The organism is Oryzibacter oryziterrae (assembly GCF_021864535.1).
Lineage (GTDB): Bacteria > Pseudomonadota > Alphaproteobacteria > Rhizobiales > Pleomorphomonadaceae > Pleomorphomonas > Pleomorphomonas oryziterrae.
In genome coordinates, this window is sequence record NZ_JAKJIC010000035.1 from 1 (window position 1) to 17,448 (window position 17,448).

A 17,448-nucleotide genomic window follows, 5' to 3' on the forward strand; every position below is an offset into this window, starting at 1 on the left:
CGGAACTGCTCGAGCTGGTGGAGATGGAAGTTCGTGAGCTTCTGTCGTCCTACAACTTCCCCGGCGATGACATTCCGATCATCAAGGGTTCGGCTCTGTGCGCCCTGGAAGGCACCAATCCGGCCCTCGGCCATGATGCCATCCTCGAGCTGATGAAGGCGGTCGACGCCTACATCCCGCAGCCGGAGCGTCCGGTTGACCAGCCGTTCCTGATGCCGATCGAAGACGTGTTCTCGATCTCCGGCCGTGGCACCGTGGTGACCGGTCGCGTCGAGCGCGGCATCGTCAAGGTCGGCGAGGAAGTAGAGATCGTTGGCATCCGTCCGACGACCAAGACCACCGTGACCGGCGTCGAAATGTTCCGCAAGCTGCTCGATCAGGGCCAGGCCGGCGACAACATCGGTGCTCTTCTGCGCGGTACCAAGCGTGAAGACGTCGAGCGCGGCCAGATCCTGTGCAAGCCGGCTTCGGTTACCCCGCACACCGTCTTCAAGGCTGAGGCTTACATCCTCACCAAGGAAGAAGGCGGCCGTCATACGCCGTTCTTCACCAACTACCGCCCGCAGTTCTACTTCCGTACGACGGACGTGACCGGCATCTGCACGCTCCCCGAAGGCACCGAAATGGTGATGCCGGGCGACAACGTGTCGATGGAAGTCAACCTGATCGTTCCGATCGCCATGGAAGAAAAGCTGCGCTTCGCTATCCGCGAAGGCGGTCGCACCGTCGGTGCCGGCGTCGTTGCCGCCATCATCAAGTGATTGATTTTCAGCTGGCAACAGCTGGAAAATATTGAAGAAATCTCTCCGACGGGCTTGCCGCCGGAGAGAGAATCGGAGAGAAGGACGCACCGGACGATTTTGGTGCTTGATCCTTAAGCCGGTTCCGCTATAAGCGTTCGTGAATTCGTCCCGGAAGGGAATAGGGGTATAGCTCAGCTGGTAGAGCGGCGGTCTCCAAAACCGCAGGTCGCGGGTTCGAACCCTGCTGCCCCTGCCATTTCCCTCTTGCGTAGACGGCTCGAAAGCTTTAAGTAACGGTTCCCAACTCGAGGCGCGCGGAATCACTGTTCCGCGCGCCCGACTGTCATGAGTGTATGAATGGCCAAGACTAGCCCACTCGAGTTTCTGCAGCAGGTTCGCACCGAGGCCCGCAAGGTGACTTGGCCGACCCGGCGCGAAACCACGATCACTACGACATTCGTGTTCTTCATGGCTGTGTTGGCGTCCATCTTCTTCCTTGTGGCGGATCAGCTGCTCCATTGGGTTGTCGGGCTGCTGCTTGGCATTGGCGCGTGACAGGTCCGGCGAGGGGATAAGAAGTTATGGCTAAGCGCTGGTACATCGTTCACGCCTATTCGAATTTCGAAAAGAAGGTGGCCGATTCGATCAAGGAGCAGGCGCAGCAGCGCGGGCTTGATCATCTTTTCGAGCAGATCCTTGTGCCGACCGAGAGCATCACCGAGGTGCGTCGCGGTCGCAAGGTTTCTGCCGAGCGCAAATTCTTCCCGGGCTATGTCCTGGTGCGCATGGACATGACTGACGAGGCCTATCACCTCATCAAGAATACGCCGCGCGTCACGGGCTTCCTGGGCTCCGACAACAAGCCGATCCCGATTCCGGATCGTGAGGCGGAGCGCATCATCAATCAGGTGGAAGTTGGCGTCGAGCGGCCCAAGCCCTCCGTCAGCTTCGAGGTTGGCGAGCAGGTCAAGGTTTCCGATGGCCCGTTTGCCTCGTTCAGCGGTCTGGTCGAGGAAGTCGACGAAGAGCGCAGCCGCCTCAAGGTGGCCGTGTCGATCTTCGGTCGTGCCACGCCGGTCGAGCTTGAATACGGTCAGGTCGAAAAGATCTGATTGGGTTTTGCGCAGAGCCCCCGATGACCAACAGGTCATCGGGTTCTTTTGCGTTGAAAATGAGGGTCCGTGTGGCCTTCACCTGTCCGGCCGGTAACGGCAGGACGTTCACCCCGTGGGAGAGGAAACCTGGCATTCGCCGCCAGGAGACATTCCTCCGACCACGATCTCTGGACGATCGCATGTCACGCGATCGCACAATGAGGAGACAGACATGGCGAAGAAGATTACCGGCTACCTGAAGCTTCAGGTGGCAGCCGGTTCGGCGACCCCGTCGCCCCCGATCGGCCCCGCGCTCGGTCAGCGCGGTCTGAACATCATGGAATTCTGCAAGGCGTTCAACGCTCAGACGCAGGGTATGGAAAAGGGCATGCCGATCCCGGTGCTCTTCACCATCTATGCGGACCGCTCGTTCACCTTCAAGCTCCGCACTCCGCCGATCTCCTACTTCCTGAAGAAGGCCGCTGGTCTGACCAAGGGCGCCACCACCCCGGGTAAGGGCGGTGCTGCCGGTTCGGTCACCAAGGATCAGGTGCGCGAGATCGCCGAGAAGAAGCTGGTCGACATGAACGCCGGCGACATCAACGCAGCCATGCTCATGGTCGAGGGCTCTGCCCGCTCCATGGGCCTGAAGATCGCGGAGTAATCCTGATGGTCAAGATTGCAAAGCGCGTCGCTGCGTCCCGCGAAGGGATCGATCGCAAGAAGCTCTACCCGGTGACGGAAGCCGTCGCCCTGGTCAAGGAGCGCGCCAAGGCCAAGTTCGACGAGACCGTCGAAGTTGCCATCAACCTCGGCGTTGACCCGCGCCACGCTGACCAGATGGTCCGCGGCGTGGTCCAGCTGCCGAACGGCACCGGCAAGACCGTTCGCGTCGCCGTCTTCGCTCGCGGCCTGAAGGCTGACGAAGCCAAGGCTGCCGGTGCGGACATCGTCGGCGCCGAAGACCTGGTCGAAGCCATTCAGGGCGGCAACATCGATTTCGATCGCTGCATTGCCACCCCGGACATGATGCCGCTGGTCGGTCGCCTCGGTAAGGTCCTCGGCCCCCGCGGCCTGATGCCGAACCCGAAGGTCGGCACCGTGTCGGTCGACGTCGCTGGCGCCGTCAAGGCTGCCAAGGGCGGCGCCGTGGAGTTCCGCGTCGAGAAGGCTGGTATCATCCACGCCGGTGTCGGCAAGGCCTCCTTCACGACGGATGCTCTGATCGAGAACATCAAGGCTCTGGTTGACGCCGTTCAGCGTTCCAAGCCGACCGGTGCCAAGGGCACCTACATGCAGCGCGTTGCCATCTCCTCCACCCAGGGCCCTGGTGTGAAGGTGGATGTGTCGAGCGTGCATGCTTGATGACTTGCCGCCCGGATGCAGATCCGGGCGGCCACAAGTTTCCTGTCGGTTCGCCGGCAGGAAATTCGGATGACCGGTTCGCCGGTTCATTCGAACCTGTCCGAGATTGCAGGTGTCCGTCCCTGTGACGCGACTTAAGCCGCTCGGACCCTTTCCCGGCTCACCGGGATCGCGGTCAGGGCCTGCATGAGACGGGAGTGAGACCCAATACGACCTCTGGTCGGGTGAAAACCCTGCCTTCGGTCCGGTTCGAACTCTTCCCTCCAGCTGCTTCGGGCAACCGATAAGGGCTGGCGGACAGGCCGCAAACGTCCTCTGAAGTCCCTCGGGATGGAAGAAGACAACAGCAACCTGACGATCTGGCTTGCGCCGGGTCGTTAATCTGGAGACAGGCCGTGGATAGAGCGGAAAAGCGGGAACTGATCGACGCACTCAACGCCGAGTTCAAGGCGGCGGGCGTCATCGTTGTGTCCCACTACCAAGGCCTCACCGTCGCCAATCTGCAGGCGCTGCGCGCCCGCATGAAGGAAGCCGGCGGTAAGGTCAAGGTCGCAAAGAACCGCCTCGCCAAGCTTGCTCTTCAAGGCACTGATGCAGAGCACATTGTCGACCTGTTCAAGGGTCCGACCGTTATCGCCTACTCGGCGGATCCGGTCGCTGCATCCAAGGTCGCCGTCGATTTCGCCAAGACCAACGACAAGCTGGTCATCCTTGGCGGCGCGATGGGCAAGACCAACCTCGACGCTAACGGCGTGAAGGCTCTGGCCTCCCTGCCGTCGCTGGACGAACTGCGCGCCAAGCTGCTGGGTATGATCAATACCCCGGCGACCCGCATCGCAGGCGTCCTGCAGGCACCGGCCGGTCAGCTGGCCCGTGTGTTCGGGGCTTATGCCAAGAAGGACGAAGCGGCGTGAGGCCGTTTGACCTGAAATCAAAATCTGGTTCGAACTGTTAACGAAGGAAATACAAAATGGCTGATCTTGCCAAGCTGGTCGATGAACTGTCGGCCCTGACCGTCCTGGAAGCCGCTGAGCTGTCCAAGCTCCTCGAAGAGAAGTGGGGCGTCTCCGCCGCCGCTCCGGTCGCCGTTGCCGCTGTTGGTGGCGCTGCTGCTGCCCCGGCCGCTGCCGAGGAAGAGAAGACCGAGTTCGACGTGATCCTCGCCGATGCCGGCGACAAGAAGATCAACGTCATCAAGGAAGTCCGCGCCATCACCGGCCTGGGCCTCAAGGAAGCCAAGGACCTCGTCGAAGGCGCTCCGAAGCCGGTCAAGGAAGGCGTGTCGAAGGACGACGCTGCCAAGTTCAAGAAGCAGCTTGAAGAAGCTGGCGCCAAGGTCGAAATCAAGTAATTCGACTGAAGCGGGAAAACTGTGGGCGGCTCGAATATTCGGGCCGCCCAACAGTTGTTTTTTAAGTATGGTCTTGTTTTGGCCCGAATCAGGCGCATTGCTTGAAATTTGGCCAAGCTCTGATGGATCGGACAGCCCCGAACTCTCCCAGCTGCGGACGGTTGCAGCGGACGGGCGGAGAGTTCCGGTCTGCCGATCAGGTGTATGAGGGAAGCGATGGCGCAAACGTTCAACGGCCGCAGGCGTGTCCGCAAGTTTTTCGGTGATATCCGGGAAGTTGCCGAGATGCCCAATCTGATCGAAGTTCAGAAGGCGTCCTACGACCAGTTCCTCATGGTTGACGAGCCCAAGGGTGGCCGTCTGGAAGAGGGCCTGCAGGCCGTCTTCAAGTCCGTGTTTCCGATTTCCGACTTTGCCGGCACTGCATTCCTTGAGTTCGTCCGCTACGAGTTCGAGGCCCCGAAGTATGACGTCGACGAGTGCCGCCAGCGCGGCATGACCTTCGCTGCCCCGCTCAAGGTGACGCTGCGTCTCATCGTGTTCGATGTGGACGAGGATACCGGCGCCAAGTCCGTCAAGGACATCAAGGAGCAGGACGTGTACATGGGCGACATGCCGCTCATGACCGACAACGGCACCTTCATCGTCAACGGCACCGAACGCGTCATCGTCTCGCAGATGCACCGCTCCCCCGGTGTGTTCTTCGACCATGACAAGGGCAAGAGCCATTCGTCGGGCAAGCTGCTGTTCGCCGCTCGCATCATTCCGTATCGCGGTTCCTGGCTCGACCTCGAGTTCGACGCCAAGGACATCGTCTATGCGCGCATCGACCGTCGCCGCAAGATCCCGGTGACCAGCCTGATGTTCGCCCTCGGCCTCGATGGCGAAGAGATCCTCGAGACCTTCTACAACAAGATCGTCTACACCCGCGCCAAGGACGGCTGGCGCATGCCCTATGATGCGAACCGCATGAAGGGCATGAAGGCCGTTGCCGACCTCATCGACGCCGACACTGGCGAAGTCGTGGTCGAAGCCGGTCGCAAGCTCACCGCCCGCTCTGCCCGTCAGCTCGCCGAGAAGGGCCTCAAGGCCCTCAAGGTCACCGATGAGGAAGTCGAAGGCCTGTACCTCGCCGAGGACGTGGTCAACTTCGTCAATGGTGAAATCTACGCCGAAGCCGGCGACGAGATCTCGCCGAAGCTGCTCGCCATGCTGAATGACCTGGGCTACGAGGAGCTGCCGCTTCTCGACATCGACCACGTCAACACCGGCGCCTATATCCGCAACACCCTGGCTGTCGACAAGAACGAGACCCGCGAGGGCGCTCTGTTCGACATCTACCGCGTCATGCGTCCCGGCGAGCCGCCGACCATCGACACTGCCGAAGCCATGTTCAAGTCGCTGTTCTTCGACGCAGAGCGCTATGACCTCAGCGCCGTCGGTCGCGTCAAGATGAACATGCGCCTCGACCTCAAGTGCGAAGACACCGTCCGCATCCTGCGCAAGGAAGACATCCTTGCCGTGATCAAGACGCTGGTCGAACTGCGCGACGGCAAGGGCGAGATCGACGACATCGATAACCTCGGCAACCGCCGTGTCCGTTCGGTCGGCGAGCTGATGGAAAATCAGTATCGCGTCGGTCTGCTCCGCATGGAGCGCGCCATCAAGGAGCGCATGAGCTCGGTCGATATCGACACGGTCATGCCGCAGGACCTGATCAACGCCAAGCCGGCCGCCGCCGCCGTGCGTGAGTTCTTCGGTTCCTCGCAGCTCTCGCAGTTCATGGACCAGACCAACCCGCTCTCCGAGATCACCCACAAGCGCCGCCTGTCGGCCCTTGGCCCGGGCGGTCTGACCCGCGAGCGCGCCGGCTTCGAAGTCCGCGACGTGCATCCGACGCACTACGGCCGTATCTGCCCGATTGAAACGCCGGAAGGCCCGAACATCGGTCTGATCAACTCGCTGGCGACCTTCGCCCGCGTGAACAAGTATGGCTTCATCGAAAGCCCCTACCGCAAGGTGGTGGAAGGCCGCGTCTCGGAAGAGGTGGTCTACCTCTCCGCCATGGAAGAGGCCAAGTACACGGTCGCCCAGGCCAACGCCGAGCTGACCCCGGACGGTCACTTCGTGAACGATCTGGTCATCTGCCGTCATGCCGGCGACGTCGCCCAGTATCCGGTCGAACGCGTCGACCTGATGGACGTGTCGCCCAAGCAGGTCATCTCGGTCGCCGCCGCGCTGATCCCGTTCCTTGAGAACGACGACGCCAACCGCGCGCTCATGGGCTCGAACATGCAGCGTCAGGCCGTGCCGCTGGTGCGTGCCCAGGCGCCGTTCGTCGGCACCGGCATGGAACCGATCGTGGCTCGCGACTCCGGCGCCGCCATCGCTGCCCGTCGCGGCGGCGTGGTCGACCAGGTGGACGCCACCCGTATCGTTATCCGCGCCACGCAGGATCTGGATCCGTCCAAGTCCGGCGTCGACATCTACCGTCTGATGAAGTTCCAGCGCTCGAACCAGTCGACCTGCATCAACCAGCGTCCGCTGGTGCGTGTCGGCGACATGGTCGAGAAGGGTGACATCATCGCCGACGGTCCGTCGACCGATCTGGGCGATCTGGCGCTCGGCCGTAACGTGCTCGTCGCGTTCATGCCGTGGAACGGCTACAACTTCGAAGACTCGATCCTGCTCTCCGAGAAGATCGTGTCGGAAGACGTCTTCACCTCGATCCATATCGAAGAGTTCGAGGTGATGGCCCGCGACACCAAGCTCGGCCCCGAGGAAATCACCCGCGACATTCCGAACGTGTCGGAAGAGGCGCTGAAGAACCTCGACGAAGCCGGCATCGTCTACATCGGCGCCGAAGTTCAGGCTGGCGACATCCTCGTCGGCAAGATCACCCCCAAGGGCGAAAGCCCGATGACGCCGGAAGAGAAGCTTCTGCGCGCCATCTTCGGTGAAAAGGCTTCCGACGTTCGCGACACCTCGCTGCGCGTGCCGCCGGGCGTCACCGGTACCATCGTGGAAGTGCGCGTCTTCAATCGCCACGGCGTTGAGAAGGACGAGCGCGCCATGGCCATCGAGCGCGAGGAAATCGAGCGGCTGGCCAAGGACCGCGACGACGAGCAGGCCATTCTCGACCGTAACGTCTACGGTCGTCTGATGGACATGCTCATCGGCAAGACCGGCATCGGCGGCCCGAAGGGCTTCAAGAAGGACGTCGTCCTCGACCAGGAGAAGCTCGAAGAGTTCCCGCGGTCGCAGTGGTGGCAGTTCGCTCTGGCCGATGAGCAGGCCATGGGCGAGATCGAAGCCCTGCGCAAGCAGTATGACGAGAGCCGCAAGCGTCTTGAGCAGCGCTTCATCGACAAGGTGGAGAAGCTGCAGCGTGGCGACGAACTTCCGCCGGGCGTGATGAAGATGGTCAAGATCTTCGTCGCCGTGAAGCGCAAGATCCAGCCGGGCGACAAGATGGCTGGCCGTCACGGCAACAAGGGTGTGGTCTCGCGCATCGTTCCCGTCGAGGACATGCCGTTCCTTGAGGACGGCACTCACGTGGACATCGTGCTGAACCCGCTCGGCGTGCCCTCGCGCATGAACGTCGGTCAGATCCTCGAGACGCATCTTGGCTGGGCTTGCGCCGGTATGGGCCGCAAGATCGGCGAGATGCTGGAAGCCTACCGGCATTCCAACGAGATTGAGCCGCTGCGCGAACTCATCGTCGAGACCTTCGAGGGCTCGCCGAAGACCGAGAAGATCAACACCTATAATGACGATGAGATCCTGCTGCTCGCCGATCAGGTGAAGAAGGGTATCTCGATCGCCACGCCGGTGTTCGATGGCGCGCGTGAGCCGGACATCAACGCTCTCCTGGCCAAGGCAGGTGTCAACACCTCCGGTCAGTCGACGCTCTATGATGGCCGTACCGGTGAGCCCTTCGACCGCAAGGTCACCGTGGGCTACATCTACATGCTGAAGCTGCACCATCTGGTCGACGACAAGATCCATGCCCGTTCGATCGGTCCCTACTCGCTCGTCACCCAGCAGCCGTTGGGTGGTAAGGCGCAGTTTGGTGGCCAGCGCTTCGGTGAAATGGAAGTGTGGGCTCTCGAAGCTTACGGCGCGGCTTACACGCTGCAGGAAATGCTCACCGTCAAGTCGGACGACGTGGCGGGTCGTACCAAGGTCTACGAAGCCATCGTGCGTGGCGACGAAGCTTTCGAGTCGGGCATTCCGGAAAGCTTCAACGTGCTGGTCAAGGAAATGCGCTCGCTCGGCCTCAACGTCGAGCTGGTCAATTCCAAGGAACACGCGGTCATTCAGGACGATCGACCTGCGGATGCGGCGGAGTAATCCGCCGCTCCACTGAACGGAGCGGCCTTGAGCCGCCGGCGGGTGACGAAACCCTCCGGCGGTTCGGTCGTCCCGGAATCGGCCCCGGCTTCGTCGGTGGCTTAACGAATTGAGTTTCCTGCGCGTCTACAGCCACACCTGCGGCATCCGGCGGACAGACGGCGCACCTGAGGAGAATGAGCCGATGAATCAAGAGGTCATGAACCTTTTCAATGCACAGGCTCCCGTGCAGACGTTCGACCAGATCAAGATCACGCTCGCTAGCCCCGAGAAGATCCTGTCGTGGTCCTATGGCGAGATCAAGAAGCCGGAAACCATCAACTACCGGACCTTCAAGCCGGAGCGCGATGGCCTGTTCTGCGCCCGCATCTTCGGACCGATCAAGGACTATGAGTGCTTGTGCGGCAAGTACAAGCGCATGAAGTACAAGGGCGTCATCTGCGAAAAGTGCGGCGTCGAAGTCACGCTGTCGCGCGTTCGCCGCGAGCGCATGGGCCACATCGAGCTCGCCGCTCCCGTCGCCCACATCTGGTTCCTGAAGTCGCTGCCGAGCCGCATCGGCCTGTTGTTGGACATGCCGCTCAAGGATCTTGAGCGCATCCTCTACTTCGAAAACTACGTGGTCACGGAACCCGGTCTCACCCCGCTCAAGCTGCATCAGCTGCTGAGCGAGGAAGACTATATCCGCGCCCAGGAAGAATATGGTGACGACAGCTTCACCGCCATGATCGGCGCCGAAGCCATTCGCGAACTTCTGCAGACCCTCGACCTGGCCAAGCTGGCCGAGAAGCTGCGCCAGGAGATCGCCGAGTCGACCTCCGAGCTCAAGCCCAAGAAGCTCGCCAAGCGCGTCAACATCATCGAGGCCTTCATTCAGTCGGGCAACAAGCCCGAGTGGATGGTCATGAGCGTCATCCCGGTCATTCCGCCGGACCTGCGTCCGCTGGTGCCGCTGGACGGTGGCCGCTTCGCGACCTCCGACCTCAATGACCTCTATCGTCGCGTCATCAACCGTAACAACCGCCTGAAGCGCCTCATCGAGCTGCGTGCACCGGATATCATCATCCGCAACGAAAAGCGCATGCTGCAGGAGTCGGTTGACGCCCTGTTCGACAACGGCCGTCGCGGCCGTGTCATCACCGGCGCCAACAAGCGTCCGCTGAAGTCGCTCTCCGACATGCTCAAGGGCAAGCAGGGCCGCTTCCGCCAGAACCTGCTCGGCAAGCGCGTCGACTACTCCGGCCGTTCGGTCATCGTGGTCGGCCCGGAAATGAAGCTGCATCAGTGCGGCCTGCCGAAGAAGATGGCGCTTGAACTGTTCAAGCCCTTCATCTACTCGCGCCTCGACGCCAAGGGCTTCTCGTCCACCGTCAAGCAGGCCAAGAAGCTGGTGGAGAAGGAGCGTCCGGAAGTCTGGGATATCCTCGACGAGGTCATCCGCGAGCATCCGGTCATGCTCAACCGCGCCCCGACGCTTCACCGCCTCGGCATCCAGGCCTTCGAGCCGGTGCTGATCGAAGGCAAGGCGATCCAGCTGCATCCGCTCGTCTGCTCGGCCTTCAACGCCGACTTCGACGGTGACCAGATGGCCGTGCACGTTCCGCTGAGCCTCGAGGCCCAGCTGGAAGCACGCGTGCTGATGATGTCCACCAACAACATCCTGCACCCCGCTAACGGCGCGCCGATCATCGTTCCGTCGCAGGACATCGTTCTCGGTCTTTACTACCTGTCGATCCTCAACGAGGGCGAGCCGGGCGAGAACATGGCCTTCTCCGACTTCGGCGAACTGCAGCATGCGCTCGACACCGGTGCTGTCACCCTGCACACCAAGGTGCGCGGTCGCTTCAAGACGGTCGACAAGGACGGCAACCCCGTCTCCAAGATCTACGAGACCTCGCCGGGCCGCATGATGATCGGGCAGCTGCTGCCCAAGCATCACAATGTGCCCTATGACATCTGCAACGAACTCATGACCAAGAAGAAGATCTCGGGCATGATCGATGCGGTTTACCGTCATTGCGGTCAGAAGGAATCGGTCATCTTCTGCGACAAGATCATGGCGCTCGGCTTCCGCGAAGCCTGCAACGCTGGCATCTCGTTCGGCAAGGACGACATGGTGATCCCGGACACCAAGGCCAAGCTGGTGGCAGACACCCGTGCACTGGTGAATGACTATGAGCAGCAGTACTCAGACGGTCTGATCACCCAGGGTGAGAAGTACAACAAGGTCGTCGACGCCTGGGCCAAGTGCACCGACAAGGTCGCTGAGGAGATGATGAAGCGCATCTCCTCCGTGCAGAAGGACGACGCCGGCCGTACCAAGCCGATGAACTCCATCTACATGATGAGCCACTCCGGTGCCCGTGGTTCGCCGGCCCAGATGAAGCAGCTGGCCGGTATGCGCGGCCTCATGGCCAAGCCGTCGGGCGAGATCATCGAAACGCCGATCATCTCGAACTTCAAGGAAGGCCTGTCGGTGATGGAGTACTTCAACTCCACCCACGGTGCCCGTAAGGGTCTGGCCGACACCGCTCTGAAGACCGCCAACTCCGGTTACCTGACCCGCCGTCTCGTCGACGTGGCCCAGGACAGCATCATCACCGAAGTCGACTGCGGTGCCGAGAGCGATGGTCTGCGCATGCAGGCGATCGTCGACGCCGGTCAGGTGGTGGCAACGCTCGGTGCCCGCATCCTCGGTCGTACGTTGGCTGAAGACGTGCTGGCGCCGTCCACCGGCGAAGTGCTGGTGGCCAAGGGCAAGCTCATCGACGAACGTGATGTCGAGCGCATCGAGAAGGCTGGTATCCAGTCGGTCAAGATCCGTTCGGTGCTCACCTGCCAGACCAAGATTGGCGTTTGCGCCAAGTGCTATGGTCGCGACCTTGCCCGCGGTACCCCTGTCAACATGGGTGAAGCGGTCGGCGTCATCGCCGCTCAGTCGATCGGTGAGCCGGGCACGCAGCTTACCATGCGTACCTTCCACATCGGTGGTACGGCGCAGGTGGTGGACAGCTCCTTCATCGAAAGCAATTTCGAAGGTTCGATCCGCATCCGCAACCGCAACGTCGTGCGCGACTCCGATGGCAAGCTCATTGCCATGGGCCGTAACCTCGCCGTCATCGTCGTCGACGAAGCCGGCAACGAGCGCTCGACCCATCGCGTGGTCTACGGTGCCCGTCTGCATGTGGACGATGGCGACAAGATCAAGCGCGGCCAGCGTATCGCCGAGTGGGATCCCTACACCCGTCCGGTGCTGACCGACGTCGACGGTATCGTCGGCTACGAGGATCTGGTTGAAGGCGCCTCGGTGTCGGAAACCACCGACGAGGCCACCGGTATCACCAAGCGCGTCGTCATCGACTGGCGCGGTTCGGCCCGTACCTCGGACCTCAAGCCGGCCATGGTGGTGAAGGATGCCAACGGCAAGATCCTGAAGCCGCAGAAGGGTGGCGACGCCCGCTACCTGCTCAGCCCCGACGCCATTCTGTCGGTCGAGCCGGGTGCCAAGGTTCACGCCGGTGACGTGCTTGCGCGTATTCCTCTGGAAAGCGCCAAGACCCGTGACATCACCGGTGGTCTGCCGCGCGTGGCCGAGCTGTTCGAAGCTCGTCGTCCGAAGGATCACGCCATCATCGCCGAGATCGATGGCACCATCCGCTTCGGCCGCGACTACAAGAACAAGCGTCGCGTCATCATCGAGCCGCATGACGCAAGCCTTGAGCCGCGTGAGTACCTCATTCCCAAGACGAAGAACTTCCATCTGCAGGAAGGCGACGTCGTGGAAAAGGGTGACTACATCGTCGACGGCAACCCCGCACCGCACGACATCCTGGCCATCAAGGGCGTGGAAGCACTGGCTGCCTACCTCGTCAACGAAATCCAGGAAGTCTATCGTCTGCAGGGCGTGGTGATCAACGACAAGCACATCGAGGTGATCGTTCGCCAGATGCTGCAGAAGGTCGAGGTTACCGAAGGTGGCGACACCGACCTCATGGGTGGCGATCAGGTCGACAAGATCGAGTTCGACGAGATCAACGCCCGTGCGGAAGCCGAAGGCAAGAAGCCGGCGATCGCTCATCCGATCCTGCTCGGCATCACCAAGGCCTCGCTGCAGACCCGCTCCTTCATCTCGGCGGCGTCCTTCCAGGAAACCACCCGCGTCCTCACCGAAGCGGCGGTCAACGGCAAGGTCGATACGCTGGAAGGCCTCAAGGAGAACGTCATCGTCGGTCGCCTGATCCCGGCCGGTACTGGTGGCATGATGAGCCGCATCCGCCAGGTTGCCGGCCGTCGCGACGAGCTCATCCTCGAGGAGCGCCGCAAGGATGCCCTCGGCGATGAATTCGACGTCGTCGTGGCGGACGTCGATCAGCTGACGGTCAACATCTGAGGCTGGCCACAAGTTTGGTCCATTTTCGGCCCGCTCTGGCAACGGAGCGGGCCGATTGATTCTGGGAGTTGGCGGACAAGCCGAGGCCCAAATGCGCGGTCTCACCCGTATGGGCGATGCCCGACCTCCACTTGGCCCACTATGGTGCCAGTGCTTCCATTTAGAAGCGAGGTGGGTAGGGTAGGGGCTCCACGGTTCCAGGACGGGCTGTGGGACGGCTTCCCGATCCTGCCTCATCCGGGGGCCAGCGCCTTCAGCCGCGCCTCCACGGGGCGGCTTGAAGCCTACCTGTCGACCGGATCATTTGAGTATCCGTTTGCCTGTACCTCGACCGCACTTGGCGGGGCACTCAAAGCTGGTGCTCCGCCACCTTTGCAAGGGCAGGTGGGAGGAGATTCGCACCGATCAGGGCAAGCTCGCGTCCGCTTCAAGTGCTGGCCGTGATTCCAGGGCGGGGCGATGGGGGAGGGCGCCAGGACGAGGGTGATTCCAGACGGCACATCGTGTTATGTTTTCATTAATTGCTAAAATCCGGCGCCAACTTATCCGATTGTTAAGCGCGTCGGCCCGCCTGGACGCCCTAGACCGCGTAAATCCGGGAAATTTTCAAAGGTCTCTTGACTGATGGCCATCCTTTGAGTACGGTCCGCGCCACTTGAAGAGTTGGTCTGTAACGGTTGACGGATCACTGGCCCATAAGCCTTTGATCGAGAACCGTTAAACGCATCTCTCCCATCTGGTGGTGAAAGCTGTTGTACGCATGATCGGTGCCGCAAGGTATTGATCCTCTGCTTTCCGCCGCGCCGAACGTGAGTTTCACGTTACCGGCGCGCTTCGTTTTGTGCGAAGGGCTTGGGAGAGTTGTGAAGTTCGGTGGAGATCGGTTTGGAACTTCGTTCTGGCGATCTCTGGAGAATAATAAGTCTCGATCCAACGAAGATATGGTCGAGACATTGGATTGAAGGTGAAGGATGCCGACGATCAATCAGCTGATCCGTAACCCGCGCGTTGCGCCGGTTTACCGTGAGAAGGCTCGCCATCTTGAAGCATGCCCGCAGAAGCGCGGCGTTTGCACTCGCGTCTACACGACGACCCCGAAGAAGCCGAACTCGGCTCTCCGTAAGGTCGCCAAGGTGCGCCTGACCAACGGTTTCGAAGTGATCGGCTACATTCCTGGTGAGGGTCATAACCTCCAGGAGCACTCGGTCGTCATGATCCGCGGCGGCCGCGTCAAGGACCTTCCCGGCGTGCGTTATCACATCCTCCGCGGTGTGCTCGACACCCAGGGCGTCAAGAACCGCAAGCAGCGCCGTTCGAAGTACGGCGCCAAGCGCCCGAAGTAATCCTGTGGCGAGCTGCGCCACGGGCGCGGTTCCCAAGGTCGTTTTGAATTTCCGGAGACTTATTCATGTCCCGTCGTCACAGTGCAGAGAAGCGTGAGATCAATCCCGATCCGAAGTTCGGGGATCTCGTTGTTTCGAAGTTCATGAACTCGATCATGCTCGATGGCAAGAAGTCGGTTGCTGAAGCGATCGTTTACGGCGCCTTCGACTCCATCGAGAACCGCACCCGCCAGAGCCCGGTGCAGGTCTTCCATCAGGCGCTTCACAATGTGATGCCCCAGATCGAAGTGCGCTCGCGTCGCGTTGGTGGTGCCACCTACCAGGTTCCTGTCGAGGTTCGTACGGATCGCCGTCAGGCGCTTGCCATTCGCTGGCTGATCACCGCTGCCCGCGGCCGCAACGAAAAGACGATGATCGATCGTCTGTCGGGCGAGCTCATGGACGCTGCCAACAATCGTGGCACGGCCGTCAAGAAGCGTGAAGATACGCACCGCATGGCGGAAGCCAACCGCGCCTTCTCGCATTATCGCTGGTAAGCCCTTCGGGCGGAGACGATTATGGCTCGTACGCACAAAATCGAGGACTACCGTAACTTCGGCATCATGGCCCACATCGATGCGGGCAAGACGACGACGACGGAACGTGTCCTTTACTATTCGGGCAAGTCCCACAAGATCGGCGAAGTGCACGACGGCGCTGCTACCATGGACTACATGGAGCAGGAGCAGGAGCGTGGCATCACCATCACCTCGGCCGCTACCACCACCTTCTGGAATGGCAAGCGTCTGAACATCATCGACACCCCAGGTCACGTGGACTTCACCATTGAAGTCGAGCGCTCGCTGCGCGTGCTTGACGGTGCCGTCTGCGTTCTGGACTCGAACCAGGGTGTTGAGCCCCAGACCGAGACCGTGTGGCGTCAGGGCGACAAGTACAAGGTTCCCCGTATCGTCTTCTGTAACAAGATGGACAAGATCGGCGCGAACTTCGACCAGTGCCTGAACGACATCAAGGTTCGTCTTGGCGCTCGTCCGATCGCCATTCAGCTGCCGATCGGTTCGGAGTCCAACTTCAAGGGCATCGTTGACCTGGTTCGCATGAAGGCTGTCGTCTGGGAAGACGAACAGCTGGGCGCCAAGTTCCACGACGAAGAGATCCCGGCCGACATGGTCGAGCGTGCCAACGAGGCCCGCGCCGAACTGATCGAAGCCGCCGTCGAGATGGACGACGTTGCGATGGAAGCCTATCTGGAGGGTGTTGAGCCCGACGAGGCGACCCTCAAGCGCCTCATCCGCAAGGCGGTCCTGGTTTCGGCCTGGTTCCCGATCCTTGCCGGTTCGGCCTTCAAGAACAAGGGTGTGCAGACCCTGCTCGACGCCGTCGTCGACTACCTGCCGTCCCCGGTCGACGTTCCGCCCACCAAGGGCATCGACGTCAAGACCGAAGAAGAGATCGTTCGTCACTCGACCGACGCCGAACCGCTTGCCATGCTGGCCTTCAAGATCATTGAAGATCCGTTTGGCGTGCTGACCTTCGCCCGCATCTACTCTGGCACGATCGCCAAGGGCACCACCGTGCTCAACTCGATCAAGGACAAGCGCGAGCGCATCGGTCGCATGGTTCTCATGCATGCCAACTCTCGCGAAGATATCGAAGAGGCTTATGCCGGCGATATCGTTGCCTTCGTCGGCCTCAAGGAGACCCGCACCGGCGACACGCTGTGCGATCCCATGAAGCCGGTGATCCTCGAGAAGATGGAATTCCCCGAGCCGGTTATCGAGATGGCCGTTGAGGCCGCCACGAAGTCCGAGCAGGAGAAGCTGTCGCTGGCCCTTCAGAAGCTCGCCTCGGAGGATCCGTCCTTCCGCGTGTCGACTGACCAGGAATCCGGCCAGACCATCATCAAAGGCATGGGCGAACTCCACCTGGACATCAAGATCGACATCCTGCGTCGTGCTCCGCACAACATCAAGGTGAACGTCGGTGCTCCGCAGGTGGCCTATCGCGAGACGATCCGCAAGGCGACCGACATCGACTACACCCACAAGAAGCAGACCGGTGGTACCGGTCAGTTCGCCAAGGTGAAGTTCGTCGTCGAGCCGAACGAAGTCGGTGCCGGCTTTACCTTCGAGAACAAGATCATCGGTGGTGTGGTTCCCAAGGAATACATCCCCGGCGTCGAAAAGGGCCTGAACTCGGTCATGTCCTCTGGTCCGCTGGCCGGCTTCCCGGTTGTGGACGTGAAGGTGACCCTGGTCGACGGCGCCTACCACGAGGTCGACTCGTCGGCCATCGCCTTCGAAATCGCCTCTCGCGCTGCCCTCAAGGAAGCCATCGAGAAGGCCAACCCGGCTCTGCTGGAGCCGGTGATGAAGGTGGAAGTGGTCTCGCCGGAAGAGTATCTCGGTTCCGTCATCGGCGATATCAACTCTCGTCGCGGCCAGATCCAGGGCCAGGACATGCGCGGCAACGCCAATGTCATCACGGCCTTCGTGCCCCTCGCCAACATGTTTGGTTACGTGAACCAGCTCCGCTCGATGAGCCAGGGTCGCGCTAACTACACCATGCAGTTTGACCACTACGAGCAGGTTCCTGCTGCGGTTGCTCAGGAGGTTCAGGCGAAGTACGCCTGAGCCCCAAACCGAAGTCTGAAGCCTCTTTGAAAGATTGAATGGAGTAATCCGATGGCCAAGGAAAAGTTTTCGCGGACGAAGCCGCACTGCAACATCGGCACGATCGGTCACGTTGACCATGGCAAGACGTCTCTGACGGCTGCGATCACCAAGGTTCTCGCCGAGACCGGTGGCGC

General features: G+C 61.2%; 13 protein-coding genes and 1 tRNA gene. All 14 read left to right on the forward strand.

Annotation, left to right across the window (positions count from 1 at the left end; genetic code table 11):
• The coding region (locus L2I41_RS20975; protein WP_237154907.1) for an elongation factor Tu at nucleotides 1-761 on the forward strand (761 nt) is incomplete at its 5' end.
• 162 nt (nucleotides 762-923) lie between these two features.
• A tRNA-Trp gene (locus L2I41_RS20980) sits at nucleotides 924-999 on the forward strand.
• A gap of 101 nt (nucleotides 1,000-1,100) precedes the next feature.
• Nucleotides 1,101-1,298 carry a preprotein translocase subunit SecE gene (gene secE / locus L2I41_RS20985; protein WP_237155581.1) on the forward strand — a complete coding sequence of 66 codons (198 nt, stop codon included), beginning with the start codon at nucleotides 1,101-1,103 and terminating at the stop codon, nucleotides 1,296-1,298.
• Between the two features lie 26 nt (nucleotides 1,299-1,324).
• Nucleotides 1,325-1,855 (forward strand): transcription termination/antitermination protein NusG, encoded by a 531-nt coding sequence (nusG, locus tag L2I41_RS20990; RefSeq protein ID WP_237155582.1) that lies wholly within the window; start codon nucleotides 1,325-1,327, stop codon nucleotides 1,853-1,855.
• 214 nt (nucleotides 1,856-2,069) lie between these two features.
• Nucleotides 2,070-2,501: a 50S ribosomal protein L11 gene (gene rplK / locus L2I41_RS20995; RefSeq protein ID WP_237155583.1), complete on the forward strand. Its 432-nt coding sequence runs from the start codon at nucleotides 2,070-2,072 to the stop codon at nucleotides 2,499-2,501.
• Between the two features lie 5 nt (nucleotides 2,502-2,506).
• Nucleotides 2,507-3,202, forward strand: coding sequence for a 50S ribosomal protein L1 (gene rplA / locus L2I41_RS21000; protein ID WP_237155584.1), 696 nt, complete (start codon nucleotides 2,507-2,509; stop codon nucleotides 3,200-3,202).
• A gap of 395 nt (nucleotides 3,203-3,597) precedes the next feature.
• Nucleotides 3,598-4,116 carry a 50S ribosomal protein L10 gene (gene rplJ, locus L2I41_RS21005; RefSeq protein WP_237155585.1) on the forward strand — a complete coding sequence of 173 codons (519 nt, stop codon included), beginning with the start codon at nucleotides 3,598-3,600 and terminating at the stop codon, nucleotides 4,114-4,116.
• A gap of 56 nt (nucleotides 4,117-4,172) precedes the next feature.
• Nucleotides 4,173-4,553: a 50S ribosomal protein L7/L12 gene (gene rplL / locus L2I41_RS21010; protein ID WP_237155586.1), complete on the forward strand. Its 381-nt coding sequence runs from the start codon at nucleotides 4,173-4,175 to the stop codon at nucleotides 4,551-4,553.
• 216 nt (nucleotides 4,554-4,769) lie between these two features.
• Complete coding sequence (gene rpoB / locus L2I41_RS21015) at nucleotides 4,770-8,906, forward strand: DNA-directed RNA polymerase subunit beta (RefSeq protein ID WP_237155587.1); 4,137 nt, start codon at nucleotides 4,770-4,772, stop codon at nucleotides 8,904-8,906.
• 184 nt (nucleotides 8,907-9,090) lie between these two features.
• Nucleotides 9,091-13,296, forward strand: coding sequence for a DNA-directed RNA polymerase subunit beta' (gene rpoC, locus L2I41_RS21020; RefSeq protein ID WP_237155588.1), 4,206 nt, complete (start codon nucleotides 9,091-9,093; stop codon nucleotides 13,294-13,296).
• Nucleotides 13,297-14,267: 971 nt separating this feature from the next.
• Nucleotides 14,268-14,639, forward strand: coding sequence for a 30S ribosomal protein S12 (rpsL, locus tag L2I41_RS21025; RefSeq protein WP_237155589.1), 372 nt, complete (start codon nucleotides 14,268-14,270; stop codon nucleotides 14,637-14,639).
• A gap of 65 nt (nucleotides 14,640-14,704) precedes the next feature.
• Nucleotides 14,705-15,175 carry a 30S ribosomal protein S7 gene (gene rpsG / locus L2I41_RS21030; protein WP_237155590.1) on the forward strand — a complete coding sequence of 157 codons (471 nt, stop codon included), beginning with the start codon at nucleotides 14,705-14,707 and terminating at the stop codon, nucleotides 15,173-15,175.
• A 21-nt stretch (nucleotides 15,176-15,196) separates the two neighbouring features.
• Nucleotides 15,197-17,272, forward strand: coding sequence for an elongation factor G (gene fusA, locus L2I41_RS21035; protein WP_237155591.1), 2,076 nt, complete (start codon nucleotides 15,197-15,199; stop codon nucleotides 17,270-17,272).
• Between the two features lie 51 nt (nucleotides 17,273-17,323).
• Nucleotides 17,324-17,448: GTP-binding protein (locus L2I41_RS21040; RefSeq protein WP_237155033.1), on the forward strand; the 125-nt coding region annotated here is incomplete at its 3' end.

What these genes read in the sequence shown, in the direction of transcription:
- secE (WP_237155581.1), top strand. Translation starts at nt 1,101, where the DNA reads ATGGCCAAGACTAGCCCACTCGAGTTTCTGCAGCAGGTTCGCACCGAG.
- nusG (WP_237155582.1), top strand. Translation starts at nt 1,325, where the DNA reads ATGGCTAAGCGCTGGTACATCGTTCACGCCTATTCGAATTTCGAAAAG.
- rplK (WP_237155583.1), top strand. Translation starts at nt 2,070, where the DNA reads ATGGCGAAGAAGATTACCGGCTACCTGAAGCTTCAGGTGGCAGCCGGT.
- rplA (WP_237155584.1), top strand. Translation starts at nt 2,507, where the DNA reads ATGGTCAAGATTGCAAAGCGCGTCGCTGCGTCCCGCGAAGGGATCGAT.
- rplL (WP_237155586.1), top strand. Translation starts at nt 4,173, where the DNA reads ATGGCTGATCTTGCCAAGCTGGTCGATGAACTGTCGGCCCTGACCGTC.
- rpoB (WP_237155587.1), top strand. Translation starts at nt 4,770, where the DNA reads ATGGCGCAAACGTTCAACGGCCGCAGGCGTGTCCGCAAGTTTTTCGGT.
- rpoC (WP_237155588.1), top strand. Translation starts at nt 9,091, where the DNA reads ATGAATCAAGAGGTCATGAACCTTTTCAATGCACAGGCTCCCGTGCAG.
- rpsL (WP_237155589.1), top strand. Translation starts at nt 14,268, where the DNA reads ATGCCGACGATCAATCAGCTGATCCGTAACCCGCGCGTTGCGCCGGTT.
- rpsG (WP_237155590.1), top strand. Translation starts at nt 14,705, where the DNA reads ATGTCCCGTCGTCACAGTGCAGAGAAGCGTGAGATCAATCCCGATCCG.
- fusA (WP_237155591.1), top strand. Translation starts at nt 15,197, where the DNA reads ATGGCTCGTACGCACAAAATCGAGGACTACCGTAACTTCGGCATCATG.